Origin of the sequence: Spirillospora sp. NPDC048819, assembly GCF_040650055.1 — a bacterium.
GTDB lineage: Bacteria > Actinomycetota > Actinomycetes > Streptosporangiales > Streptosporangiaceae > Spirillospora.
The window spans coordinates 104,789-129,167 of record NZ_JBEZGN010000008.1; the positions used below are offsets into that span (position 1 = coordinate 104,789).

The window sequence follows — 24,379 nt, forward strand, 5'->3', positions numbered from 1 at the left end:
GCCGCGCGTTAAGCCTTCGCTTATTCGGCTGTTGTGCCTGTTCGCGGGCGGGGTGAGAATCCGGCCACATCCCACCCCGAGGGGGTCTCGTGCAAGTACCGGCGAACTTCGAGTACGAGAAGGCGGCGACCGTCGAGGAGGCCCTCGCACTGCTCGCGCGCCATGGAGACGAGGCACGGGTGGTGGCGGGCGGCCACAGCCTCATCCCGATGATGAAGCTCCGGCTTGCCCAGCCCGAGGCGCTGATCGACATCAACGACGTGGACGAGCTGTCCCGCATCCGCGTCGAGGGCGGCATGCTGTGCGTGGGCGCCCTCGTCCGGCACGCCGAGTTGCTCGACTCGGCGGTCGCGGGGGAGCACTTCCCGATCCTGCACGACGCGGAACGCGTGATCGCCGACCCGGTGGTCCGCAACCGCGGCACGGTCGGGGGCTCGCTGTGCCAGGCCGACCCGTCCGAGGACCTGTCGGCGGCGTTCGGGGCGCTGCGGGCGTCCGCGGTGATCAGGGGACCGGACGGGGAGCGGACGGTGCCGCTCCGCGAGTTCCACACCGGCCCGTACGAGACGGTCGTCGAGCCGGGCGAACTGCTCACCGAGCTGCGGATCCCGATCCGGCCCGGCCGAGGTGGGGGCGGGACCCCGTCAGGGGGTCGGTATCAACACGCCAGCGCCTACGAGAAGGTCGAGCGGCGGGTGGGGGACTGGCCGCTCGCCGCCGCCGGCGCCGCCCTCTGGCTGGACGGCGACCGGATCGCCGACGCCGGGATCGGGCTGACCGCCGTCCGGGCCGAGCACTTCGTCGCGGCCGAGGCCGAGGACGTGCTGCGCGGCGCGGCCCCGTCCGAGGAGGTGTTCGCCGAGGCCGGGCGGGTCGCCGCCGAGCACTGCGACCCCGGGTCCGACCAGCGGGGACCGGCCGACTACAAGCGTCACCTGGCCGGGGAGCTGACCACACGCGCGCTGCGCCGCGCCTACGCGAGGTGCGCCGGAACGAGGGGCGGAGCATGAACATCACCGTGACGGTCAACGGGCGGCCCTACACCCGCGACGTCGAGCCGCGGCTGCTGCTCGTCCACTTCCTGCGGGACGAACTGGACCTCACCGGGACGCACTGGGGCTGCGACACCTCCAACTGCGGCGCCTGCGTCGTCTGGCTGGACGACGTGCCGGTGAAGTCGTGCACGGTCCTGGCGGTGATGGCGTCCGGCAAGGAGGTCCGGACCGTGGAGGGCCTGGAACGGGACGGCGAACTCGACCCCGTCCAGAAGGGCTTCACCGAGTGCCACGGCCTGCAGTGCGGGTTCTGCACACCGGGGATGCTGATGACGTCGCGGTGGCTGCTCGACCACCGCCCCGACCCGTCCGAGGCGGAGATCCGCGAGGCCGTGTCAGGGCAGATCTGCCGGTGCACCGGCTACGAGAACATCGTCCGGTCCGTCCGCTGGGCGGCCGGGCATCCCGCGGGCGACCCGGCGGAACAGACCGAGGAAGTGACGTCGTGAGCGAGAACGGGCATCACGGTTTCGGCAGGGTGCCGCGCAAGGAGGACGCCCGCTTCATCCGCGGCCAGGGCAACTACGTCGACGACATCAAGCTGCCGGGGATGCTGTACGGGGCGGTGCTGCGCAGCCCGCACGCCCACGCCCGGCTCGTCGCGGTCGACACCACGGCCGCCGAAGCGCACCCGCAGGTCAGGGCCGTCATCACCGGTGAGACGCTCGCGGGCCTGAACCTCGCGTGGATGCCGACGCTGTCCGGCGACGTGCAGGCCGTCCTCGCGACCGACAAGGTGCGGTTCCAGGGGCAGGAGGTCGCGTTCGTCGTCGCGGAGACGCACTACGCCGCGCGGGACGCGCTGGAGCTGATCGACGTGGACTACGAGGCGCTGCCGCCGGTGATCGACGCCCGCACCGCACTGGACGACGGCGCCCCGCTCATCCGCGACGACCTGGAAGGACGCACCGACAACCACATCTTCGACTGGGAGGCCGGGGACGCCGAGCAGACCGGCCGGGTCTTCGACGAGGCCGAGGTGGTCGTGGCCCAGGACGTCCTGTACCCGCGGGTGCACCCGGCGCCGCTGGAGACGTGCGGGATCGTCGCCGACATGGACAAGGTGACGGGCAAGCTCACCGTCCACACCACGACCCAGGCGCCGCACGCGCACCGCACCGTGTACGCGCTGGTCGCGGGGCTGCCCGAGCACAAGATCCGGGTCGTCTCGCCCGACATCGGCGGCGGCTTCGGCAACAAGGTCGGCATCTACCCCGGCTACGTCTGCGCGATCGTCGGGTCGATCGTCACGGGACGGCCGGTCAAGTGGATGGAGGACCGGTCGGAGAACCTCATGACCACGTCGTTCGCCCGCGACTACCACATGCGGGGCGAGATCGCCGCGACGCGGGACGGCCGCGTCCGCGGGCTGCGCGTGAAGGTCCTCGCCGACCACGGCGCGTTCAACGGAACCGCGCAGCCGACGAAGTTCCCCGCCGGGTTCTTCCACGTGTTCACCGGCTCGTACGACATCGAGGCCGCCCACTGCGCCGTCACCGGCGTCTACACCAACAAGGCGCCTGGCGGCGTCGCCTACGCCTGCTCGTTCCGCATCACCGAGGCCGCATACCTGGTCGAGCGGATGATGGACCTGCTGGCCGCCGAACTGGACGTCGACCCCGCCGAACTCCGGATGCGCAACCTGCTGCGCTCCGAGCAGTTCCCGTACTCGACGGCGACCGGCTGGGAGTACGACTCCGGCGACTACCCGCGCGCCCTGCGCACCGCCATGGACATCGCCGGGTACGACAAGCTGCGCGCCGAACAGGCCGGCCGGCGCGAACGCGGCGACGGGCCCTTGACGGGCATCGGGATCAGCTTCTTCACCGAGGCGGTCGGCGCCGGCCCGCGCAAGCACATGGACATCCTCGGCCTCGGCATGGCGGACGGCGCCGAACTCCGCGTCCACCCGACCGGCAAGGCGGTGCTGCGCATCTCCGTCCAGACGCAGGGGCAGGGCCACGAGACGACGTTCGCGCAGATCGTCGCCCACGAACTCGGCATCCCGTATGACGATGTCGAGGTCGTCCACGGCGACACCGACCAGACGCCGTTCGGGCTCGGCACCTACGGGTCGCGGTCCACGCCGGTGTCGGGCGCGGCGACGGCGGTGGTCGCGCGGAAGGTGCGCGAGCGGGCCCGGATCGTCGCGGGCGCGATGCTGGAGGCGTCGCCGGAGGACCTCGAGTGGACGCCGGGACGGTGGATCGTCCGCGGCGACCCGTCGTCCGGCGCCACGATGCAGGAGATCGCGATGGCCGCGCACGGCAGCCTCGAACTGCCGGAGGGCGTCGAAGGCCACCTCGACGCGACCACCGTCTACAACCCGCCCAACCTCACCTACCCGTTCGGCGCCTACATCGCGGTCGTGGACGTCGATCCCGGCACGGGCAAGGTCGCCGTCCGGCGTTTCATCGCGGTCGACGACTGCGGCGTCCGGATCAATCCCATGATCGTCGAGGGGCAGGTGCACGGCGGGCTCGCCGACGGGGTCGGGATGGCGCTCATGCAGGTCATGGCGTTCGACGAGGACGGCAACCATCTCGGCGCCTCGTTCATGGACTACCTGCTTCCGACGTCGATGGAGTGCCCGTCGTGGGAGCTGGGCGAGACCGTCACCCCGTCCCCGCACCATCCGCTCGGGGCGAAGGGCGTCGGGGAGTCCGCGACGGTCGGGTCGCCCGCCGCGATCGTCAACGCGGTCGTGGACGCCCTCCGGCCCTACGGCGTCCGGCACGCCGACATGCCGCTCACCCCGGCGAACGTCTGGCGCGTCATCCAAGGGCGGCCCTTCCGCACCGACCTGGCGATCCCATGATGGACAGGGCCCTGTCGACCATGGGCGAGACACTGCGGAGCGAGCGGACGCCCTATGTGCTCGCCACGGTCGTCCGCGCGGAACGTCCGACGAGCGCGAAGACGGGCGACCGGGCGCTCGTGCTGCCCGACGGGACGCTGGAGGGGTTCGTCGGCGGCGGGTGCGCCGAGTCGACGGTGCGCGACCAGGCGCTCCGGCTCCTCGAATCCGGCGAGTCGACGCTGCTGCGCATCACCCCGGGAGCCGGCAGCGCCCCCATGGACGGGCTCGTCACGGTCAACAACCCGTGCCTGTCGGGCGGGACGCTCGACGTGTTCCTCGAAACGGTCATCCCGCCGGCCCTGGTCCACGTGCACGGGGACGGGCCGGTCGCCCGCGCCCTCGTCGACGTCGGACGCGCCGCCGGGTTCGACGCCCGCCCGTCCGGGGCCGCCGACCCGCCCGGCCCGGACGCGGCGGCGGTCGTCGTCGCCACGCACGGGCGGGACGAGGAGGCCATCCTCAAGGCCGCGCTGCACGCCGGCGTCCCTTACATCGGGTTGATCGCCAGCCGGAAACGGGGTTCGGCGGTGGCCGCGTCCCTGGAGCACGGGGACCGGATCCACACCCCGGCGGGCTTGGACATCGGCGCCCGCACCGCCTCCGAGATCGCCCTGTCGGTCCTGGCGGAGATCCTTTCGCAGCGACCGGCGCCGCCCCGGCCTGTGGCGGGTCCCGAACCGGATCGGGCCGAGGCGCACGGCCACTGCTGCGCGTGATGCGCGGGGAGGGGCCCGGCCGAGTCGCCGGGCCCCTCCGCGTCGATCCGGATCAGGTGCGCGAGGCGGCCCTCACCGGCTCGGTCCGGCGGCGGGCGAGGAGGGCGTCCAGCGCCCACGCGCCCGGCCCGAACACCGCGATCAGCAGGAACGCCCAGCAGAACATCGCCGCGCTCTCGCCGCCGTTGCGTATCGGCAGCAGCGCGTCCGGCTGGTGGACGACGAAGTACGCGTACGCCATCGAACCGGACGCCAGGACGGCCGCCGGGCGGGTGAACAGGCCGGCCAGCACCAGCGCGCCGCAGACGAACTGGATGAGCGCGGCCCACCAGCCCGGCCAGGCGGCGAAGTCGAGCGCCTGGCCGCTGCCCCGGTTGCCGCCCAGCACGCCGAACAGCGACGCCGTCCCGTGGCACAGGAACAGCAGCCCGACGACGGCGCGGAACAGCGCGAGCACCGGTTCGCCCAGCCGGTCCACCGAGATCATCTCCCGGTCACCCAGCCGGTCATGATGCCCATGACGCCCGTGAATCCCTCCTCGGACGCCCTGTAGGACGCGGTGATCTTCAGGGTGTCGCCCCGGTCGATCCGGCCGATCGGGCTGCCGCCGCACGACGGCATGTCGGAGATCTCGGTGTTGCCGTGGTGGTCGACGAACTCCGGCGTGCCGCCCTCCTCGGCCACGCTGCGGCACATCAGCTGCCCGGTGGTGACGTTCTCGGTCTGCACCGCGATGCCGCCGTGGTGCAGGTGCCCGCGGATGTGGACGAGGTCACCCGAGATCGTCGAGCGCCACGTCCGGGAGTTCTCGCTCTCCTGGCCGGGGGGCGTGTCCCAGGTCGAGTCCGCGCAGCCGCCGACGTCCAGCCAGAGCGGGGTGACCGGCGTGATGCGCGAGCCGAACACGGACTGGTAGGTGAACGTGAACTCGACGTAGGCGGTCTTCTCCTCGTGCGCGTGGTTCATCAGGTCGGCGAGCAGCGTCCAGCGGTCGCGGGACCCGATCCGGAACCCGTAGCCGGCCGGGAAGACGCTCTCGACCCGCTCGTTGCCCGACGCGAGGACGCGCTCGGGCCCGGCGCAGACGGTGTCCCGCGCGGACGAATTGAAGATCACCGCATGGTGCAGCATCGGCCCGGTGTTGATGTTGGCGTTGCTTCCGTCCGCGTAGACGAGATTCGGCTTGAAGCCCGTGACATAGCAGTTCTCGCACGGCTTCTCGATGTTGAAATCGATCTGGTTCGGCAGCATGCCGTGCTCGCCGTCGGCTGCCGCCGGAATGGTGTAGGGCCCGTACCGAAGGGTCACGGTCTGCGACTGCGCCGTCGCCGGCGCCGCCTTCGCGGCCGGTGCAGCCTGGGCGGTGGCGGGGAGCGGCACGGCGCCTGCCAGCGCCGTTGCCGCACCGATGGCGACGAGGATTCTTCTGAGGGACAAGGTCTCCTCCTTGGGGAGCCGCGCCGAGCGGGGGAACCGCGGCGCATTTTCTGCATGCGGCGGCAGACCGATGGGAAAGGATTTGCAAGATCATTCCGCGTCAATGCGGAAACGGTCGGCCGCGACGTCCACACGGTGAACCCCGTTCGACGTGAAGTCAATTGTGCCTCGGCACAACCACGCCGCCGAGGACCACTGATCAGTCAATTCGCCGAACCGTCCGAAAGGAGACCGGTGATTTCGCCGATATCATCGCCGGGGCCGGGAGGCGACTCCGGGCGCGCCCCGTGGAGCGCCGCGGGCTGCCGGGACGCACAAGCGGCGAGCCGGGGATTTGTCGGGTACGCGGCCGGACGCGGGGACACCGCCCCCGCTAGTCTCGGCGGATCGGGGCACCGGCCCCGCCGATCCGCGAGGGGGGAGTCCGCAGGTGTTCGAGTCCGTGCTCGTGGCGAACCGGGGCGAGATCGCCGGCCGGGTCATCCACACGGCACGCGCGATGGGGCTCAAGGCCATCGCGGTGTACTCGCAGGCCGACGTCGACCTGCCGTTCGTCGCCGAGGCGGACGAGGCCGTCCTCATCGGCCCGGCCGACCCCGCGCGCAGCTACCTGAGCGTCCCCGCGGTCATGGAGGCCGCGCGCAGGACGAACGCGCAGGCCGTCCACCCCGGTGACGGCTACCTCGCCGAGAGCGCCGCGTTCGCCCGGGCCGTCGCCGACCAGGGCCGCGTCTGGATCGGGCCGCCGCCGCTGGTCATCGCCCGGATGGGCGACAAGATCAACTCCCGGAACCTGATGAAGGAGGCGGGCCTGCCCGTCGCGGCCGGGGTGTGGGAGCCCGTCCCGGACGTCCAGACCGCGGTCGAGGAGGCCGAGCGCATCGGCTACCCCGTCATGGTCAAGCCCGCCGCGGGCGGCGGCGGCCTCGGCATGGGCGCCGCCCACGACGAGGAGACGCTGCGCGAGGCGTACGAGACGGCCCGCGCCGCCGCCGAGCGCCTGTCCGGGCGGGGCCGCGCCGCCGGGCACGATGTGCTGATCGAACGGTTCGTGCCGGGCGCCCGGCACGTCGAGGTGCAGATCCTCGGCCTCGCCGACGGCGCCGTCGTCGCGCTCGGCGAGCGGGACTGCTCCGTCCAGCGCCGCCACCAGAAGATCGTCGAGGAGACCCCGTCGCCCGCCGTCACCCCGGCGCTGCGCGAGCGGATGCGCGCCGCCGCCGTCCGCGCCGGTGAGGCGGTCGGCTACCGCGGCGCCGGCACCGTCGAATGCCTCGTCGACCCCGCCGCACAGGACTTCACCTTCCTGGAGATGGACACCCGCCTCCAGGCCGAGCATCCCGTGACCGAGATGGTCACCGGCATCGACCTCGTCGAGCAGCAGTTCCGCGTCGCCGCCGGCGAGCCCGTCTCGTTCACCGGCGTGACGCCCCGCGGCCATGCCGTCGAGTTCCGCGTCCTCGCGGAGGACCCGCAGCGGTTCCTCCCCGGCTCGGGCGAGATCACGATGTGGGAGGAGCCCGTCGGGGACGGCATCCGCATCGACGCCGGGTACGCCGAGGGCACCACCGTCACCTCCCACTACGATCCGCTGCTCGCCAAGCTGTGCGTCCACGGCGACGACCGCGCCCACGCGCTGGGCCGGGCGCGCGCCGCCCTTGACGCGTTCCGCATCGAGGGGGTCGCGACGAACCTGCCCTTCCTGCGAGAACTGCTCGGCCGGCCCGAGTTCGCCGACGGGACCTACGACACCGGGGTGGTGGGGCGCATGCGGGCACCGGGAGCGGAACGTTGAGCTACTGCGACAGGTGCGGCGAACCCGCCGCCGAGGGCGACCACGCGGCGTGCCGCGCCGCCCGCCTGATGGAGCCGCCGCGCTACTGCCCGCACTGCCGCCGCCGGATGATCGTCAAGGTCACGCCGCTGGGCTGGACGGCCCGCTGCTCCGAGCACGGCGCGCTGGAACCGGGCGCCGCGTCCTAGACGCACCCGGCTAGAACGCCAGGGCGTAGGTGATCAGGTCCACGCCCGGCGCGGGCGCCCAGTCGCGGTCGGGCGTGCGGACGAAGCCCATGCGCTCGTACAGGCGGTGGGCGGCCGTCATGTCCGGCCCGGTCGACAGGCGCAGCCCGGTGAGCCCGGCCGCGCGGGCACGGTCGGCGCACGCCAGGACCATTGCGCGGCCCACGCCCCTGCCGCGGGCCTTCTCTCGGACGGCGAGCATGCGGAACTCGGCCTCGTCCGGCCCGGCGACCTGGACGTAGGGGCTGCCGGGCGGGCAGTACGCGACGGCCCCCGCGACCTCGCCGCCGACCTCGGCGACGAGCAGCTCGGATCCGGCGGCGCGGCCGGCGGCGTCCCGGAGCGTGCTCACGTACGAGGACGCGGCCGACACCAGGCCGCCGTCCACATAGACCTCCGCGGTCAGGTCGCCGATCAGGCCGTACTCGTCCGGGCGGGCCTGGCGGACGATCACCGGATCAGACACCGGTGGTCTTGCGTGGGTAGGAGACGTCCGGGTCGGTGGCGACGTTGACCAGGTACGGGACGCCCGAGGCGAACGCGCGGCGCAGCGCGGGCCCGATCTCGTCCGGGTCGGTGACGAGCTCGCCGGCGCCGCCGAGCGCCTTCACGACCTCGTCGTAGCGGCAGTGCGGCTGCAGGTCGGCGGCCACGTCGTAGCCGTACAGCATGCGCATCGGGTGTTTCTCCAGCCCCCAGGAGCCGTTGTTGCCCACGATCATGACGACCGGCAGGCCGTGCCGCACGAGGCTGTCCGCGTCCATGAGCGACAGGCCGGCGGCTCCGTCGCCGAGCAGCAGCACCACCTGCGCGGCGGGGCGGGCGAGACGCGCCGCGATCGCGTAGCCGAGCCCGGTGCCGAGGCAGCCGTACGGGCCGGGGTCGAGCCAGCCGCCGGGCCGCCGCGGCTCGACGTACTTGCCCGCGTAGGAGACGAAGTCGCCGCCGTCCCCGATCACCACGGCGTCGTCGTCGAGGACCTTGGACAGCTCCCCGTAGATCCGCAGCGGATGGATCGGGTCGGCGCCGGACGCGAGCAGGTCGACGTCGCCGGCGATGGCGGCGCAGGTCGCGTCGCGCAGGCCCTCCCGCCACTCCGCGTACACCGTGGGGGACACGCCCGCCTTGGCGCAGGCGGCGGCGAGGTCGGTGAACAGCGGGGACAGGTCCCCGGCCGCGGTCGCGGCGGTGCGGGCGTGGGTCGCCAGCTGGCAGGGCGCGTCCGCGATGTGAACGACCTTGGCCGTGCCGTCGCCGAACGAGCCGTAGCCGAGGCGGAAGTCCAGCGGCGTGCCCGCGACGATGACGAGGTCGGCGTTCCCGAACGCGTCGCCTCTGGCACGGGTGACGAGCAGCTCGTGCCCGGCGGGCAGGATGCCGCGTCCCTGCCCGTTGGCGACCACGGGCAGCCGCAGCTCCTCGGCGAACGCGCGGGCGGCCTCGTCGGCGCCGTCCATCCACACGTCCGAGCCGAGGACGAGGACGGGACGGCGCGCGGCCTTCAGCAGCCCGGCGACGCGGCCCAGCGCCTCCGGGTCGGCGGGCCGCTCCGGCGGCTCGGGGATCTCGTCGGCGCCGCCGCCCGGACCGGCGGGGCCGAACAGGTGGTCCATGTGAACGTCGAGGAACACCGGCCCGCGGTGCGGGGCGGCGGCCGTCGCGAACGCGAGGGCGATGTCGGAGGCGAGGGTGCCCGGCCCGCCGGCCGTCATCGCCAGCTTGGTGACGGGCTCCAGGATCGGCGGCTGGTCGAGTTCCTGGAGCGCCCCCGCGCCCCACCGGCCCGCGGGGGCGCGGCCGCCGAGGACGACGACCGGTGACCCGTTGAAATGGGCGGTCGTGATGCCGCTGACGCCGTTGGTGACGCCGGGGCCCGCCGTCAGGACGGCCAGACCGGTGCGGCGGGTGAGCCGCGCCGTCGCCTCCGCCGCGAACACGGCGGTCTGCTCGTGCCGGACGTCCAGGATGCGGGGCGACGCGTCCCGCCCTGTTCTCGCGGCGCCGGTCTCGGCGCCGTCCTCGCCGACCGCGCCGTCGTACAACGGGAACACGTGCCCGCCCGACAACGTGAACATCGTTTCGACGCCGTGCCTGCGGATCTCCGCGATCGCCGTGTCGCCGCCGTGCCGAGCCGTCATGCACGCACCGTAACAAGCGATCGCTTACTTGTGCACTAGTAGTTAGAGGGTTGACGACCAATGGGTTCGCGATGTTGATTGGCCGGAAAGCCGACCCCCGGAGGCACCGATGCCCGTCCCGCGCTCGATTCTCGGCAGGCAGGACGTCGCCGACATGGACCTGGACGTCGTCGCCGGCGCATGGCCGGACGACGTCCGCGGCCATTTCGTCGTCAGCACGTCCGACCAGCGGACCCGTCCCCTGCACGCCTTCTTCGGCGACGGGATCATGGCCAGGCTGGCCCTCCGGCCCGGCACCGACGGCGCGCCCGCCGGCCGCTTCGCCTGGCGCGCCCGCGTCGTCGACACCCCGTCGGTCCGGCTGCGCGCCAAACGTCCCGACCTGTTCACCGCCGGGCCGGTCGGCACCAGCTCACCATGGGGGTTCGTCAACGCCGCCAACACCGCGCCGCTGCCGTGGGGCGAGCGGCTCTTCGCGACCTGGGACGCCGGGCGCCCCGTCGAGGTCGACCCCGTCACGCTGCAGTTCGTCGCCGAGGTCGGGCACCGCGACGACTGGAAACCCGCCATGGACCAGGCCGTCCTGCCGCTGATCTCCACCACCGCCCACCCGGTCGTCGACCCCGAGCGCGGCTGCCTGTGGAGCATCAGCCGAGACGTGATCACCGGCGCCGTCTCCGTGATCCGGTACGACGGCATGGGAGCCCGCGTCCAGCGCTGGGACGTCGAGAACGCGGCGCTTCCGCAGGCCACGCACACCATCACCCAGACCCGCGACTGGCTCGTCCTCGCCGACACCGCCTACAAGATCGACCCCGAGGAGGTCTTCGGCGGCGAGCGGACCGTCGCCAACAACCCCGACGGGCCCGTGCTGCTCATCCGCAAGGACGACCTCACCCCGGGGCGCGGAACCGTCACCTGCAAGGAGTTCCGCATCGCCCCCGAGGTCAACCACTTCTACGCCCGCTACGACGACGCCGACGGCGTCCAGGTCGTGATGGAGCACAGCGAAGGCGTCGACATCGGGATGTACCTGCGCGAGGACGACATCGACGCGTACGGCCGCCCGGTCGACCCGGCCCTGCGCGGCATGTACTGCCACGGCATGACGCCCGCGCTCACGACCGTCCTGCAGTTCGACCCCGAATCCGGCCAGGTGCGGGAACGCGCCCGCGCCCACGACCCGGAACGGTGGTGGCAGGCCGAACTGTCCGCCATCGACTGGAGCATCGAAGGCCAGACCGACCCGACCCGGCACCACCTCGTCTACATCGGATTCCACCCGGAGGCCGTCAACCAGCGGGCCATGCGCAACTACAAGGGCCGCATAGACCCGTCGCTGTTCCCCGACGAAGAGACCCCTGCGGTCCTGGTCACCCACGACCGCGAAGACCTCAAAGCCCTGTCCGAATGGACGTTCGCCCTGGACGACTACCCCACGTCGCCGTCGTTCGTCCCACGCGGCCGGGGCGGCACCCGCTACGCCGGCGCCGACCCCGGCGGCCACGAGGGGTACCTGGTCGTGGCCGTCCACAACGACGACCGGTTCCGCATCGAGCTCTTCGACGCCGCCGACGTGGGACGAGGCCCCGTCGCCGTCCTGGCCCCGCCCAACGGGACGACGATGCCGTTCCTGATCCACTCCGCGTGGATGCCCGAAGCCGTCCCCGCCCCGGACCTGGAACGCCACCGCTTCGCCGACGACCTGGACGCCCGCCTCGACCAGCTGGATCCCGACCTGGCCGCCACCGCCCACGAGGTGGCCGCCGACCTCGACGCCCGCTGACACCGCTTCGCCGACCTGCGGCGCGGCACCTCTCAGCCGCAGGTCATGTGGTGTTCAGGTCCTGGCAGGACGATTCGCCGGGGAGGAGCGGGCGCAGCCGGACCGAGTACGTCTTGCCCTCGCTGCGCCAGGCGACGCCCGGCCGGGCCTCGGGGACCTTCCCGGACGGGGCCAGCGTGCAGATGCCGCCCGCCGCCTCAACACCCTCGCCGAGCGGGCCGAGCGGCCACTCCTTGACGGTGCCGGTCCCGAGGGTCTCGCCCGCCAGGACCGCTGTCCTCCCCGGCGTGTACGGCTCGGGCGGCGCGGCCTGGTCGGACTCCGGCCAGCCCGCCGGGTCGAGGCGCTTCAGGAACTTCGCCTCCGCGCCCGCCTGGGACTCGGGCTGGATGATCCGGGTCTTCGCCTCGCCCATGGTGACCACGGTGATGACCGCGTCCGCGATCCGGTCGGAGCCGACCGTGTGCGAACGGCCGAAACCGGCCGCGCGGGCCTCGTCCAGGAGCCGCTGGAGCGCCTCCGGCTTCAGGCGGTACTCGGTCAGCCCGCCCTGCGACCCCTCGGCCGCGGCGATCGCGCGTCCCGAGGAGTAGAGGGAGAACTCGGGGACGCTTCCCGGGCCGCCGATGCCCGCGATGCCGCCCGTCTTGCGCCAGCGCAGCACCAGCTGCTCACCGGTGGGGTCCTTGGCGGGGGACGAGGACGCGGTCGGTGTGGGGGACGGGGGCGGCGGCCCGGCCGTCCCGGAGTCGTCGCCGCACGCGGTCAGCGCCATGCAGGCCGTCAAGGCCGTGCAGGCGAGCACCGGCGCCCGGCGGGTACGCGTATACGGACCGGCCATGACACTTGGACGCCCGGCCCGTCCCCCGGGTTCCGCCCATCGAACCTCTTACAAAAACGGTCGCCGAAGACTGTGGGATTCGGCGACCGTCCGCGCGACGGCCCCGCGCTAGTGTCACGCGTTGTGAGTGTGCTCGTGGTCACCGGGACGTGTACGGGCGTGGGCAAGACCGTCGTCACCGCGGCGCTGGCCGCGGTCGCCGCCACGCGCGGAGCGTCCGTCGCCGTCGTCAAACCCGGCCAGACCGGTGCCCGCGACGGGGAACCCGGCGACCTCGACGACGTCCGCCGGCTCGCCGGCCTCGACGACGTCCACGAGTTCACGCGCTTCCCCGATCCACTGTCGCCCGCCGCCGCGGCCCGCCGCGCCGGTGTCCCGCCCGTCCGGCTGCCCCACGTCGCCGAACGCGTGCGGGAACTCTCCGGCGACCGCCGCCTGGTGCTGATCGAGGGGGCGGGCGGCCTCCTCGTCCGCTATGACGACGAGGGCACCACGATCGCCGACCTCGCCCGCTGGCTCGGCGCCGCCGTCGTCGTCGTGACCCGTCCCGACCTCGGCACCCTCAACCACACCGCCCTCACCCTGGAGGCGATGGCGCACCGCGGCGTGCAGCTCGCGGGCGTCGTCATCGGCGAATGGCCGGACGACCCGGACCTCGCGATGCGCAGCAACATCCGCGACCTGGAGACCATCGCGGCCCGGCCGCTGTCGGGCGCGATGCCCGCCGGTGCGGGCGCGCTGGACCCGGCGGAGTTCCTCCTCGCCGCCCACCGCGGCCTGGCCCCCTCGTTCGGCGGCGGTTTCGACGCCGCCGCGTTCCGCGACAGCTTCGGCCTCGACAAGGAGTAGTACGTGAGCGAAGCGAACCAGGAAGCACAGCGGCGAAGCTCAGGCCGCGGGAGCGACATCCTCGACGTGGCCCGCCGTCAGGTGCTGGACGAGGGCAGGGGCCTGTCCGCCGACCAGGTCCTCGCATGCCTGACCCTCCCGGACGACCGGGTGGAGGACCTCCTCGCGCTCGCCCACGACGTCCGGATGCGCTGGTGCGGACCTGAGGTCGAGGTCGAGGGGATCGTGTCGCTGAAGACCGGCGGCTGCCCCGAGGACTGCCACTTCTGCTCGCAGTCCGGCAAGTTCGAGTCGCCCGTCCGCTCGGTGTGGCTGAACATCCCCGAACTCGTCGAGGCCGCGAAGGAGACCGCGAAGACGGGCGCCACCGAGTTCTGCATCGTCGCGGCCGTCCGCGGACCGGACGAGCGCCTCATGTCGCAGGTCCGCGACGGCATCAAGGCCATCAACGACGCCGTCGAGATCAACATCGCCTGCTCGCTCGGCATGCTGACCCAGGAGCAGGTGGACGAGCTGTCCGCGATGGGCGTCCACCGCTACAACCACAACCTGGAGACGGCCCGCTCCCACTTCCCGAACGTGGTCACCACCCACTCGTGGGAGGAACGCTGGGACACCCTCCGCATGGTCAAGGACGCCGGCATGGAGGTCTGCTGCGGCGGCATCGTCGGCATGGGGGAGACCATCGAGCAGCGCGCCGAGTTCGCCGGGCAGCTCGCCGACCTGGAGCCCGACGAGGTTCCGCTGAACTTCCTCGCGCCCCGCCCCGGCACCCCGTTCGCCGACCTCCCGCTGGTCGAGGGCGCCGACGCGCTCCGCACCATCGCCGCGTTCCGTCTCGCCCTGCCCCGCACCATCCTTCGCTACGCCGGCGGCCGCGAACTCACCCTCGGCGACCTCGGCACCCGCGACGGCATGCTCGGCGGCATCAACGCCATCATCGTCGGCAACTACCTGACCACCCTCGGCCGCCCCGCCGAGAAGGACCTACAACTCCTCACCGACCTACAAATGCCCATCAAGGCCCTATCTCAGACCCTGTAAGGATGGTCACTCGTCTTCCTTCGCCCCCATTGCGGGCTCGCTGTTTTCCTTCTCCCACTCCCGGTGGTACGCCTCCTTCAATGCCTCCATCTCTTCCATCGCTTGCCGGAGCGTGCGGGGCTTGGCGCGAGGGGAGTCCGGTATAGGGGGACGAGGTGCGCCGTCGATGGAGACCAAGTTCTTGAAGACCTCGACCTTGGCGCCTTCCTCGGCATTGACGTAGTCCCAGAGCTTATGGGACCGGGCGAGGTTGTACGGCGTGTCTGGCAGTTCGATGTAGTAGAACTGATGAACTACGTAGTAGCCCATTCTCAGTCGTCCCAAGGCTTCCACTCGCTGGTGTCGATCTCGATGTCGAACGGGTCCGGGAGATGGATCGTCTCTCCGAACTCCCAGGATTCCTGGTGCAGGTATGCGGCCAAGCTCTGGTCTGGAATGGAGTAGAGAATGGAGCGCGCGACCTTGGGGGAGCGATCGACGAGTAGGTAGTAGGGGATCTCGGCGGCGGCGTAGCCGTTCCACTTATTGTTGCCGCGTCCCCGTCCAGTGGGCTGCTGGTCGTTCTTGGCGTTGCTGAACGAGGTCACTTCCACGACCAGTTCAACCTGATCGGGCACCAGCGTCCGCACCTTCGAGTGCCGCGCGGCCCGGAATACCTCCTGGTCCAGCAGCATCAGGTCCGGGACGAATCCATCGCCGATACCGACGAGTGACATCCCGGTCCCGTGGTCCGTCCTCCATGCGTAGTCGGTCTGAAGTACGTGGGCGCGGATGAAAGCGTAGGCGATGTCCCCGGCGATGGCATTGTGCGGGAACTCCGGCGGCGGTGACACGACGACTTTCCCTCCGATGATCTCGATCCGGGATCCTTCGGGGGCGTCGACGTAGTCATCGAGTTCACCGCGCACCCACAGGTTGTAGGGCGTGTCGGGCAATTTCGACACTTCGTCCTTAGACAGGACTTTCACGATCTGTGATCCCTCCCTCACGATCTGCTCCCGAGTCATCGTAGAGAAGCGATGCACCCAGCGTAGCCAGATCCTTCGAACCTGTGGTCGAAAAATCTTGAGGGCGCTGGGTGGTGTGGGACGAGGCCGGAGGTCAGCGGCGGAGGCGGGTGATGAACTTGTAGCGGTCGCCTCGATACAGGGACTGGGCCCACTCGACGGGCTGGCCGGTGGTGTCGAAGGCGTGGCGGGAGAGCAGCAGCATGGGGAGGCCGACGTCCACCCCCAGAAGTTGCGCGTCGTGGGGGGTGGCGAGGACGGTCTCGATGGTCTCCTCGGCCTCGGTGAGGTGGACGTCGTAGGCCGTGGCGAGCGTCTCGTACAGGGAGCGGTGGCGGGGGAGTTCGCGGCGCAGGCCGGGGAAGCGCCGGGCGGGGAGGTGGGAGGTGTCGATCGACATGGGCTCGCCGTCGGCGAGGCGGAGGCGGTGGACGCGCAGGACGCGGCCGCCGGGGCGGATGGCCAGGAGGGTGGCGAGGCGTTCGTCCGCGCTGACGTAGCCGGCCTCCAGGATGCGGGTCTCGGGGCGCAGCCCGTGGTGCCGCATGTCCTCGGTGTAGCTGACGAGCTGGAGTTCCTGCGACACCTTCGGTTTCGCGACGAAGGTGCCCTTGCCCTGGATGCGCTGCAGCCGTCCTTCGACGACGAGTTCGGCGAGGGCCTGGCGGACGGTGGTGCGGGACGTCTCGTACTTCTCGGCGAGGGTCCGCTCGGGCGGCAGCGGGCTGCCCGGCGGGAGCGACTGGATCAGCTCGACGAGGAGCTCTTTGAGCTTGTAGTACTTGGGGATACGGGGTGCCTGATTCGGGTGGCGCTTACCGATGTCGCCGAGCGAGGCCCGATCGAATCCGTGCTCGAATCCGCCCCCGTGCCGGGGCCCGCCCCTGACCTCCGTCACGGCATCTCCTCACGTTCATCATCGGTTCTCCCCGATGTTATGCGTGAAGACTACGGGCGGTAGAAGTTGCCACCTCCGCCAGGGCCTCCCGGAGCCGTGCGAGGTCCGGCTCCTCCAGCGTGGCGCGGGCGGTGAGGCGGAGGCAGGCGCGGCCCTTCGGTACCGAGGGCGGGCGGAAGCAGCCGACGTGAAGCCCGTGATCCGCGCAGATCCCGGCGGCGCGGACGGCGGCGTGCGGTTCGCCGAGGAACACCGGGACGACGGCCGCGTCGGGTTGGCGGGTCTCCAGGCCGGAACCGGCCGCGAGCCGGGCGATGCGGCGGGCGCGGTCGCGGGCTCGGGCGGGCAGTCCGGGATCGGATCGCAGGACGTCGAGGGCGGCGAGCGCGGCGCCGGCGGCGGGCGGGTTCAGGCCGGTGTCGAAGATGAACGACCGGCCGGTGTCGACCAGGGCGTCGATCACCTCGGGGGCGCCGAGGACCGCGCCGCCCTGGGATGCCAGCGATTTCGACAGCGTGAGCGTGAGGATCACGTCGGGTTCGCCCGCGAGGCCGGCGGCGTGCGCGGCGCCGCGGCCGTGGTCGCCGACGACGCCGAGCGCGTGCGCCTCGTCGATCACCAGCAGTGCGCCGTGCTCCCGGACGACGCGGTGCAGTGCACCCAGCGGCGCGAGGTCGCCGTCCACGGAGAAGACCGCGTCGGTGACGACGACGGCGTCGTCCTCGTCGCGGTCGGCGAGGGCCTGCTCGACTGCGGCGACGTCCCGGTGCGGGACGATCACCGTGCGGGAGCGCGACAGCCGGCAGGCGTCCACGATGGAGGCGTGGTTGACCTGGTCGGACACGACGAGCGTGCCGGGTCCGGCGAGTGCGGTGACGGCGCCGAGGTTGGCGAGGAAGCCGCTGGAGAAGACGAGCCCCGCGGGGCTGCCGGTGAATGCGGCGAGCCGCCGGTCCAGTTCGGCGTGCAGTTCGGTGGTCCCGGTGACGAGGCGCGAGCCGGTGGAGCCGGTGCCCCATGCGCGGGCTGCGGCGGCGGCGCCTTCGGCCAGGCGCGGGTCCCCGGCGAGCCCGAGGTAGTCGTTGGACGCCAGGTCCGCGAGGCCGCCCGGCCCGGCGGGACGGGGGCGCAGCGTCCGCCGCAGCCCGGCCTCGGCCCGCCGCGCGGCCGCGTCCCGGAGCCGGGCCAGAGGGTCTCGTCCTGCGGTCATGCGGGAATCCTGTCAGGCGGTGCGCGGGCCGGGGGACCGGGTCCGGCACCAAAGCCGATCGGCGATGATGGTGGCGTGCCTACCTTGACCGATTTGGTCCGCGACCACACCGACCTCACCGAGGCCGACCTGGAGTGGCTGCACGCGCTGGTGTCGGACTGGCAGCTCCTCGCGGACCTGTCGTTCGCGGACCTGCTGCTCTGGGTGCCGCTGCGGTCGGCGGACGCGCTGCCCGCCGACGCGATGTCCCGCGGGGGCCGGGGGCAGCGGGGCGCGCTCGACACCGGCGCGACCGTGCCGGGATGGGTGGCGATCGCGCAGATGCGGCCGACGACCGGGCCGACCGCCTACCCGGAGGACCTCGTCGGCAAGGTCGTCCGGACGGGACGGCGCGGGCTGATCGACGTGGCGTGGCGGGAACGGCGGATCGTCCGGGAGGGCGACCCGGAGTGGGGCAGCGGCATCCCCGTCCGGGAGGAGTCGATCCCGGTGCGGCGCGGCGCCAAGGTCCTCGGCGTGATCCAGCGCAGCACGAACCTCAGCTCGGCCCGCACCCCGAGCCGGCTGGAGCTGACGTACCTGCAGAGCGCCAGCGACCTCGCGACCATGATCTCCGAGGGGCGGTTCCCGGTGCCGGGGGACGAGCCGAACATGGTCCGCTCGCCGCGCGTCGGCGACGGGCTGATGCGGCTGGACCGCTCGGGCCGGGTCACCTACGCCAGCCCCAACGCCCAGTCGGCCTACCGGCGGCTCGGCTACCCGGCGGACCTGGTCGGCGAGGCGCTCGGGCAGGTCACCGCCGACCTGTGCGACACCGGCGAGCCGATGGAGGAGGCGCTGAGCGTCGTGCTGTCCGGCCGCGCGCCCCGCGAGGTGGAGGTCGAGTCGCGCGGGTCGATCATGCAGCTGCGGACGATCCCGCTGGTCGTCGGCGGGACGCGGATCGGCGCGATCGTGCTGTGCCGGGACGTGACCGAGCTGCGCTGGCGGGACAGGGAGCTGCTGACCAAGGACGCCACCATCCGGGAGATCCACCACCGGGTGAAGAACAACCTGCAGACGGTCGCGGCGCTGCTGCGGCTCCAGGCGCGGCGGCTGCAGATCCCGGAGGGGCGCGCCGCGCTGGACGAGGCGGTCCGGCGCGTCGGGTCCATAGCGATCGTGCACGAGACGCTGTCGCACACCCCCGACGAGCTGATCGACTTCGACGACATCGCGGACCGGGTGATCACGATGGCGGCGGAGGTGTCGACCCCGGAGACGAAGGTCACGCCCAAGCGGACCGGGAGCTTCGGCGTCCTGCCCGCCGAGGTGGCGACGCCGCTGGCGATGGCGCTCACCGAACTGCTGCAGAACGCCCTCGAACACGGCCTCGTCAGCCGGTTCGGGACCCTGGAGGTCGTCGCGCACCGCTACGGCGAGGGCGAGGTGCGCGAGCGCGGCGGCGTGGCGGTCTGGGGGGAATGGCCGGCGGCCGGCGATCACGAGTCCCGCGAGACGCCCGAGGTGGGCGAGGAGCCCACCGGGCGCCGCCTTGTCACGGTCGTCGCGGACGACGGCGTCGGGCTCCCGGCGGACTTCGACGTGGAGAGCAGCGACAGCCTCGGCCTCCAGATCGTCCGCACCCTGATCGTGGGGGAGCTGGGCGGTCGTCTCGACTTCCGCCCCCGCCCCGGCGGCGGTACGGAGGTCGTCGTGGACGTCCCCCTGGACAACCACCGCCCGAGAACTTGATCGCGCTTCTTTCCGGGCCCGGTCGCGGCGCGGTTCCTCGGCGGGGGACGGCGAAGCGCCCGTGGCCGGTGGTCACGGGCGCTTCGGGAGAGTCTCGCGGGTGCGGCTCTGGCTCTCCGGCCGGAGGCTCGGAGGCGGCGCCGGTACCGACTGCGGCTCAGAGACTGGTGCGGGCCCGGATCCTGGACGCGCGGCGCTTCAGGGCGCGGCGCTCGTCCTCGCCCATTCCGCCCCAGACGCCCGAGTCCTGGCCGGACTCCAGCGCCCAGCGCAGGCAGGCGTCGGTCACGTCGCAGCGTCGGCATACCTGCTTGGCCTCTTCGATCTGCAGGATCGCGGGCCCGGTGTTGCCGATCGGGAAGAACAGCTCGGGGTCCACGTCACGGCAGGCTGCGCGGTGGCGCCAGTCCATGCGGTCCACTCCTTCGTCAGGTGGTGGAGTAACTCCACTTTTGTGAACGGTTTCACATGTCGCGAACGCCCGGGGTGGCGGTGGCCAGGTCCAGGGGTGAGTGTTCGGCGGCGCTGCGAGCGGGGAGCCGACGGCGTTGGGGCTCCTGTCTCGGGTAACGCACTTTGAGCCTGTCAGGGCGGCGCGGGCGGATGCAAGACCTTTGAGAAAGGATTCTCAAAGTATGGGTGTCGCATGTGTCACACCCGCGGAACGGGCGTGTTACTTGGCTCTCACCTGGCAGAGCATGACCCTGCGCTGTGCGAGGGCACGCCTCAGATGACGATCCGTATCGCCCTGGGAACCGACCGGAACGTCACGCTGCGCTGCTCGCCGAGGTAGTCGCCGTCCAGCTGGAAGGCCACGGGACGCTCCGAGTGCAACGTCACCTCCGACGCGTCGTGCACGTTCACCACGTGGCGGCCCTGGAGGGGACGGGCGCGGGCCGTCAGCATCTGAGCCACCGCGCCCAGCGTCGGACCCACCTCCAGTGAGCGGATCCCGAACACGTCCAGGCCGCGCGCGAAATTCGCCCTGGGGCTCGGATTCACCGGCATGTGGCCCATGTAAGTCCACGGAGAGGTATTGGAGACGAATGCCAGGAACAGTCCCGTTTTCGGGGGACGGCCGGGCTGCTCCAAAGTGAGGGCGGGACGCCGCCGATCCGTACCGGAGAAGAAATGCCGGACCGCCGTCCGCACGTACAGCGACGTATAGGCCGTGGCCCCGGCGGCGCGGCGGCGCTCCACCTCGCGGATGACCTCCGCGTCCAGCCCGACGCCCGCGCAGAACGTGAAGTAGCGTTCGGCGCCGCCCTCGTGGCACGCCGTCCCGAGCCCGACCGTCCGGTGCCGGCCCGCCCGCAGCGCCTCCAGCACCGACTTGGTCGCGCCGATCGGGTCGGCGGGGAGGCCGAGCGTCTTGGCGAACACGTTCGCGCTGCCGGACGGCAGCACCGCCAGCGCCGGCAGATCGGGGGACGGCCCGTCGGCGAGCAGCCCGTTGACGGCCTCGTTCACCGTGCCGTCGCCGCCGAGCGCGATCACGACGTCGTAGCCGTCCACGGCCGCCCGACGGGCCAGTTCGGTCGCGTGGCCGCGGTGACCGGTCTCGGCGAGGACGAGGTCGAGGTCACCGGTGAAGGCCCGCATGAGGATGTCGCGGGCCCGCCGGGAGGTGGAGGTCGCCTTGGGGTTGGCGATGAGCATGGCGCGCACGGCGTCAGGGTATCGAGCGTTCCGGATGCGTTCGCCCGGCCCCGCAGTGGGGGTTCGCCTTCCATCCGGGTCCGCGCGGGTGCGCACCGGCGCGGGAGTAGGGTTTCGGGTTGTGTCCAAGCGTCCCATCACCGTGCAGGCCGCCGCCGCCCTCGAAGCCGCTGAGGGCCTCGCCGCCGTCGGATTCGGCGTCTTCGTCGGCGTGGAGACGGCCCTCGGCGCCGCCGTCGACCCGGCCAGCGCGATCGGGGTGACCGTCCTCGCCCTCGCCGGCGGCCTCGGCATGCTGGCCTGTGCCCGGGGGCTCCTGCGCGCCGACCAGTGGAGCCGCGCGCCCACGGTGCTGACCCAGCTGTTCGCGCTGCCGGTCGCGTGGTCGCTGTGGCAGAGCGACCGTCCGGCCATCGCGATCCCGATGGCGTTGATCGCCGTCCTCGCCCTGGTGACCGTGCTCAGCCCGCCCAGCACCGCCTGGCTCATCGAGGACCACGACGAGGAGGACGCACGGGACGAAGGCGACCGGGCACTCGGCGACGATGGAAGCGACGACGGAAGCGGGGAGGACGAACGCTCCGTCGCCGCGGAAACGCCGCCCGCCGAACCGCGCTCGCTGGGCCGGCGCCTCATGGACCGCTTGAAGGTGGACGACACGAAAAGGTGATCACGAAGAGGTGATCACGAAGAGGTGATCGGGCGCCGAGGGAACCGCGGGGCCCCTCGGCACAAGTCCGTCACTCGTCGGCGGTGAGGCCCTCGCGGAGCTGGGCCAGGGTGCGGGCGAGCAGCCTCGACACGTGCATCTGGGAGATGCCGAGCTCGGCGGCGATCTGCGACTGGGTCATGTTGCCGAAGAACCGCAGAAGCAGGATCTTCTTCTCCCGCGCGGGCAGCTTCTCCAGCAGCGGCTTGAGGGATTCGCGGTACTCCACGCCCTCCAGCGACTCGTCGACCATGCCGAGCGAGTCGGCCACCGCGGGGGCGTCCTCGTCGCCGGAGTCGGGGGCGTCCAGGGACACGGTGGAGTAGGCGTTCGCCGACTCCAGGCCCTCCAGCACCTCCTCCTCGCTCATCTGCAGGTGGGCGGCGAGTTCGCTGACGGTCGGCGCCCGGCCCTCGCGCTGGGCGAGGTCGCTGATCGCCTTGGTCAGCGACAGCTTCAGCTCCTGCAGCCGGCGCGGGACGCGCACGGCCCAGCCCTTGTCGCGGAAGTGCCGCTTGATCTCGCCGACGATGGTGGGCGTCGCGTAGGTGGAGAACTCCACGCCGCGTTCCAGGTCGAACCGGTCGATCGACTTGATCAGGCCGATGGTGGCGACCTGGATCAGGTCGTCCAGCCACTCGCCGCGGTTGCGGAAGCGGCGGGCGAGGTACTCCACCAGCGGCAGATGCAGCTCCACGAGCTGGTCGCGGATGCGCTGGCGCTCCGGATCGCCCTCGGGAAGCTCGGTCAGGCGCTCGAACAGGGCGCGCGCCCGAGCGCGGTCGGGCACCGCGCTCTCGGTCCGCTCGGTGCTCACTTCGGCGACCGTCTGTTCCGTCGTCGTCTTCTCCGTCACGGGGCCCCCGCCGTACCGCGCCGTTTCTGCAGCGTCACGGTGACCCTGTCGTCGGCGCCCACTTGGGCGTCCACCTCGCCCGCCAGCGACGACAGGACCGTCCAGGCGAAGGTGTCGCGGCTCGGCTCCTCGCCGTCCACGGTGAGCACCGACACGGAGATGCGCATGGCCTCCCCGGTCAGTTCGAACTCGCATACCAGGTCGGTCCCGGGGACGGCCTGGGCGAGCAGCATCGCGCACGCCTCGTCGACGGCGATGCGCAGGTCTTCGATCTCGTCCAGCGTGAAGTCCAGCCTGGCCGCAAGCCCCGCGGTGGCGGTCCGCAGGACGGACAGGTAGGCGCTCGCGGCGGGCAGCTTCACCGTCACCACGTCGCGGACGGACAACTTCGTACTGGTCGGCATTGCAGCGGTTTCCTCGGTCACGTCACTCCCTCGCAGGATGGTCCCGCTGCCATCGAAACTACCGCCTGCGAAGCCCTGTGAGAGACTCCGGCGCGCGTGGCTTTCTCACCAATGTCCGCGCCGACGTGAAACGACGCGTTCCAAACCTCCCGCGAGGGAGGGGTGCATCACGTGCGGAGCCCTGCCGGACGGGGCTCCGGGGGCGGAAGGGCGCCGCGGTGGGCGATGACACGGGCGGCGAGGGCGTTGGCCGTTTCGGCCGCCGCGCGCCGCCCGGCGCCGCCGAGCCTGGCCGCGAGGTAGCCGCCGTTGAACGCGTCACCGGCCGCCGTGGTGTCGACCACGGCCACGCCGGGCACGGCCGGGACCGACTCCTGGGCGTCGCCGTCGGCGATCACGCAACCGCGGTCGCCGATCTTGACGGCGATCTCGGGCACCCCGGCGGTTCGCAGACGGCGAACGGCGTCGGCGGCGGAGGCGTCCCCGAAGACGGCGCGGTCGTCGGTCAGGGTGGGCAGCGCGACGTCGGTGCGGGACAGGACGGCGGACATGGCGGAGGCCGCGGCGGCGGGCGAGGGCCATCCCGCCGGGCGGTAGTTGCCGTCGAACGCGACGAGGCCGCCGCGCCGCCGGGTCTCGTCCAGGACGCCGAGCAGCCGTTCCCGTGCCCGGCCGGTCATGATCGACAGGGTGATCCCGGAGAGGTAGACGAGGTCGTGACCGGCGACGGCGTCGTCGATCTCGTCCGGCTGGGCGGGCCCGAACAGGCCCCGGGCGGCCGACTGCGACCGGTAGTAGTGGAACGTCCGCTCGCCGTCTCCGTCGGTGCGGATGAGGTAGAGGCCGGCCTGCCCGCCGGGGACGGCGCGGGTGTGCCGCGCGCCGACGCCGTGGGCGGCCCACGATTCCCGCATCATGGTGCTGTAGGGGTCGTCGCCGATGAGGGTGACGAACTGGACGTCGGCCGTCCCGGGGGCGGCGCTCCGGGCGAGGTAGGCGGCGACGTTGAAGACGTCTCCGGCGTATCCGAGCGCGAGCCGGTCCGGGGCGGCATGGCTCAGCTCGATCATGCACTCGCCGATCAGGGCGATCCGTGCGGGTCGTCCGGGGTTCGCCGGGATCACGGTGTCCAGCGTGCTCATGGGTTCCTCCCT

25 protein-coding genes are annotated in these 24,379 nt (G+C 72.1%); 11 read left to right on the forward strand and 14 right to left on the reverse strand.

Features of this window, described 5'->3' with window-relative positions; translation table 11 throughout:
• Positions 1-89 precede the first annotated feature (89 nt).
• Genes AB0C35_RS14060 through AB0C35_RS14075 form a run of 4 tightly spaced genes read left to right on the forward strand, consistent with a single transcriptional unit; the run spans position 90 to position 4,631 of the window.
• On the forward strand, positions 90-1,010 hold the full coding sequence (locus AB0C35_RS14060; RefSeq protein ID WP_358454708.1) for a xanthine dehydrogenase family protein subunit M: 921 nt from the start codon (positions 90-92) through the stop codon (positions 1,008-1,010).
• A complete protein-coding gene (locus tag AB0C35_RS14065; RefSeq protein WP_358454711.1) occupies positions 1,007-1,504 on the forward strand; it encodes a (2Fe-2S)-binding protein in 498 nt (165 codons plus the stop codon). Before AB0C35_RS14060 ends, AB0C35_RS14065 begins: the two co-directional genes overlap by 4 nt.
• The gene (locus tag AB0C35_RS14070) at positions 1,501-3,873 is read left to right on the forward strand and encodes an aerobic carbon-monoxide dehydrogenase large subunit (protein ID WP_358454714.1); all 2,373 of its coding nucleotides are present in this window, start codon (positions 1,501-1,503) and stop codon (positions 3,871-3,873) included. Before AB0C35_RS14065 ends, AB0C35_RS14070 begins: the two co-directional genes overlap by 4 nt.
• A gap of 20 nt (positions 3,874-3,893) precedes the next feature.
• Positions 3,894-4,631, forward strand: coding sequence for an XdhC family protein (locus tag AB0C35_RS14075; protein ID WP_358454717.1), 738 nt, complete (start codon positions 3,894-3,896; stop codon positions 4,629-4,631).
• Positions 4,632-4,683: 52 nt separating this feature from the next.
• On the opposite strand, the gene AB0C35_RS14080 is transcribed toward AB0C35_RS14075, so the two are convergent.
• Both AB0C35_RS14080 and AB0C35_RS14085 read right to left on the reverse strand, forming a co-directional pair.
• Positions 4,684-5,118, reverse strand: a complete 435-nt coding sequence (locus AB0C35_RS14080) for a DoxX family protein (protein ID WP_358454720.1) — start codon at positions 5,116-5,118, stop codon at positions 4,684-4,686.
• Complete coding sequence (locus AB0C35_RS14085; protein WP_358454723.1) at positions 5,115-6,068, reverse strand: hypothetical protein; 954 nt, start codon at positions 6,066-6,068, stop codon at positions 5,115-5,117. Before AB0C35_RS14085 ends, AB0C35_RS14080 begins: the two co-directional genes overlap by 4 nt.
• 430 nt (positions 6,069-6,498) lie before the next feature.
• Between AB0C35_RS14085 and AB0C35_RS14090 the strand changes: the two genes are divergently transcribed.
• Positions 6,499-7,863 (forward strand): biotin carboxylase N-terminal domain-containing protein, encoded by a 1,365-nt coding sequence (locus tag AB0C35_RS14090; RefSeq protein ID WP_358454726.1) that lies wholly within the window; start codon positions 6,499-6,501, stop codon positions 7,861-7,863.
• Positions 7,860-8,051, forward strand: coding sequence for a hypothetical protein (locus tag AB0C35_RS14095; RefSeq protein ID WP_358454729.1), 192 nt, complete (start codon positions 7,860-7,862; stop codon positions 8,049-8,051). The genes AB0C35_RS14090 and AB0C35_RS14095 overlap by 4 nt, the downstream gene beginning before the upstream one ends.
• A gap of 10 nt (positions 8,052-8,061) precedes the next feature.
• On the opposite strand, the gene AB0C35_RS14100 is transcribed toward AB0C35_RS14095, so the two are convergent.
• Positions 8,062-8,556 carry a GNAT family N-acetyltransferase gene (locus AB0C35_RS14100; protein ID WP_358454732.1) on the reverse strand — a complete coding sequence of 165 codons (495 nt, stop codon included), beginning with the start codon at positions 8,554-8,556 and terminating at the stop codon, positions 8,062-8,064.
• Positions 8,549-10,228 carry an acetolactate synthase gene (locus AB0C35_RS14105; protein ID WP_358454735.1) on the reverse strand — a complete coding sequence of 560 codons (1,680 nt, stop codon included), beginning with the start codon at positions 10,226-10,228 and terminating at the stop codon, positions 8,549-8,551. Before AB0C35_RS14105 ends, AB0C35_RS14100 begins: the two co-directional genes overlap by 8 nt.
• A gap of 109 nt (positions 10,229-10,337) precedes the next feature.
• Here AB0C35_RS14105 and AB0C35_RS14110 point away from each other — a divergent pair, with 109 nt between their 5' ends.
• Entirely contained in the window at positions 10,338-12,014 is a 1,677-nt protein-coding gene (locus AB0C35_RS14110) for a carotenoid oxygenase family protein (protein WP_358454738.1), read from the forward strand.
• Between the two features lie 43 nt (positions 12,015-12,057).
• On the opposite strand, the gene AB0C35_RS14115 is transcribed toward AB0C35_RS14110, so the two are convergent.
• The gene (locus tag AB0C35_RS14115; RefSeq protein ID WP_358454740.1) at positions 12,058-12,855 is read right to left on the reverse strand and encodes a hypothetical protein; all 798 of its coding nucleotides are present in this window, start codon (positions 12,853-12,855) and stop codon (positions 12,058-12,060) included.
• Between the two features lie 123 nt (positions 12,856-12,978).
• Here AB0C35_RS14115 and bioD point away from each other — a divergent pair, with 123 nt between their 5' ends.
• Complete coding sequence (gene bioD, locus AB0C35_RS14120) at positions 12,979-13,704, forward strand: dethiobiotin synthase (RefSeq protein WP_358454743.1); 726 nt, start codon at positions 12,979-12,981, stop codon at positions 13,702-13,704.
• A 3-nt stretch (positions 13,705-13,707) separates the two neighbouring features.
• Positions 13,708-14,748, forward strand: a complete 1,041-nt coding sequence (bioB, locus tag AB0C35_RS14125) for a biotin synthase BioB (protein ID WP_358454746.1) — start codon at positions 13,708-13,710, stop codon at positions 14,746-14,748.
• A gap of 6 nt (positions 14,749-14,754) precedes the next feature.
• Here bioB and AB0C35_RS14130 read toward each other — a convergent pair whose 3' ends face one another.
• The 4 genes from AB0C35_RS14130 to AB0C35_RS14145 form a co-directional block, all read right to left on the reverse strand.
• Positions 14,755-15,057, reverse strand: coding sequence for a hypothetical protein (locus AB0C35_RS14130; protein ID WP_358454749.1), 303 nt, complete (start codon positions 15,055-15,057; stop codon positions 14,755-14,757).
• A gap of 2 nt (positions 15,058-15,059) precedes the next feature.
• The gene (locus tag AB0C35_RS14135) at positions 15,060-15,737 is read right to left on the reverse strand and encodes a Uma2 family endonuclease (RefSeq protein WP_358454752.1); all 678 of its coding nucleotides are present in this window, start codon (positions 15,735-15,737) and stop codon (positions 15,060-15,062) included.
• Positions 15,738-15,849: 112 nt separating this feature from the next.
• Positions 15,850-16,578: a GntR family transcriptional regulator gene (locus AB0C35_RS14140; protein ID WP_358455072.1), complete on the reverse strand. Its 729-nt coding sequence runs from the start codon at positions 16,576-16,578 to the stop codon at positions 15,850-15,852.
• 112 nt (positions 16,579-16,690) lie between these two features.
• Positions 16,691-17,863, reverse strand: a complete 1,173-nt coding sequence (locus AB0C35_RS14145; RefSeq protein ID WP_358454755.1) for an 8-amino-7-oxononanoate synthase — start codon at positions 17,861-17,863, stop codon at positions 16,691-16,693.
• 75 nt (positions 17,864-17,938) lie between these two features.
• Here AB0C35_RS14145 and AB0C35_RS14150 point away from each other — a divergent pair, with 75 nt between their 5' ends.
• Positions 17,939-19,597: a histidine kinase N-terminal domain-containing protein gene (locus tag AB0C35_RS14150; RefSeq protein WP_358454757.1), complete on the forward strand. Its 1,659-nt coding sequence runs from the start codon at positions 17,939-17,941 to the stop codon at positions 19,595-19,597.
• 157 nt (positions 19,598-19,754) lie between these two features.
• On the opposite strand, the gene AB0C35_RS14155 is transcribed toward AB0C35_RS14150, so the two are convergent.
• Both AB0C35_RS14155 and AB0C35_RS14160 read right to left on the reverse strand, forming a co-directional pair.
• Entirely contained in the window at positions 19,755-20,009 is a 255-nt protein-coding gene (locus AB0C35_RS14155; protein WP_358454760.1) for a WhiB family transcriptional regulator, read from the reverse strand.
• Between the two features lie 314 nt (positions 20,010-20,323).
• On the reverse strand, positions 20,324-21,256 hold the full coding sequence (locus AB0C35_RS14160) for a diacylglycerol kinase family protein (protein ID WP_358455074.1): 933 nt from the start codon (positions 21,254-21,256) through the stop codon (positions 20,324-20,326).
• 121 nt (positions 21,257-21,377) lie between these two features.
• Here AB0C35_RS14160 and AB0C35_RS14165 point away from each other — a divergent pair, with 121 nt between their 5' ends.
• Positions 21,378-21,926 (forward strand): hypothetical protein, encoded by a 549-nt coding sequence (locus AB0C35_RS14165; protein WP_358454763.1) that lies wholly within the window; start codon positions 21,378-21,380, stop codon positions 21,924-21,926.
• Between the two features lie 70 nt (positions 21,927-21,996).
• On the opposite strand, the gene AB0C35_RS14170 is transcribed toward AB0C35_RS14165, so the two are convergent.
• The 3 genes from AB0C35_RS14170 to AB0C35_RS14180 all read right to left on the reverse strand — a co-directional run bounded on the left by AB0C35_RS14170 (position 21,997) and on the right by AB0C35_RS14180 (position 24,367).
• Entirely contained in the window at positions 21,997-22,755 is a 759-nt protein-coding gene (locus AB0C35_RS14170; RefSeq protein WP_024935411.1) for an RNA polymerase sigma factor SigF, read from the reverse strand.
• Positions 22,756-22,817: 62 nt separating this feature from the next.
• A complete protein-coding gene (locus AB0C35_RS14175) occupies positions 22,818-23,246 on the reverse strand; it encodes an anti-sigma factor (RefSeq protein WP_358454766.1) in 429 nt (142 codons plus the stop codon).
• Positions 23,247-23,392: 146 nt separating this feature from the next.
• Positions 23,393-24,367 carry a sugar kinase gene (locus tag AB0C35_RS14180; RefSeq protein WP_358454769.1) on the reverse strand — a complete coding sequence of 325 codons (975 nt, stop codon included), beginning with the start codon at positions 24,365-24,367 and terminating at the stop codon, positions 23,393-23,395.
• Positions 24,368-24,379: the final 12 nt, after the last annotated feature.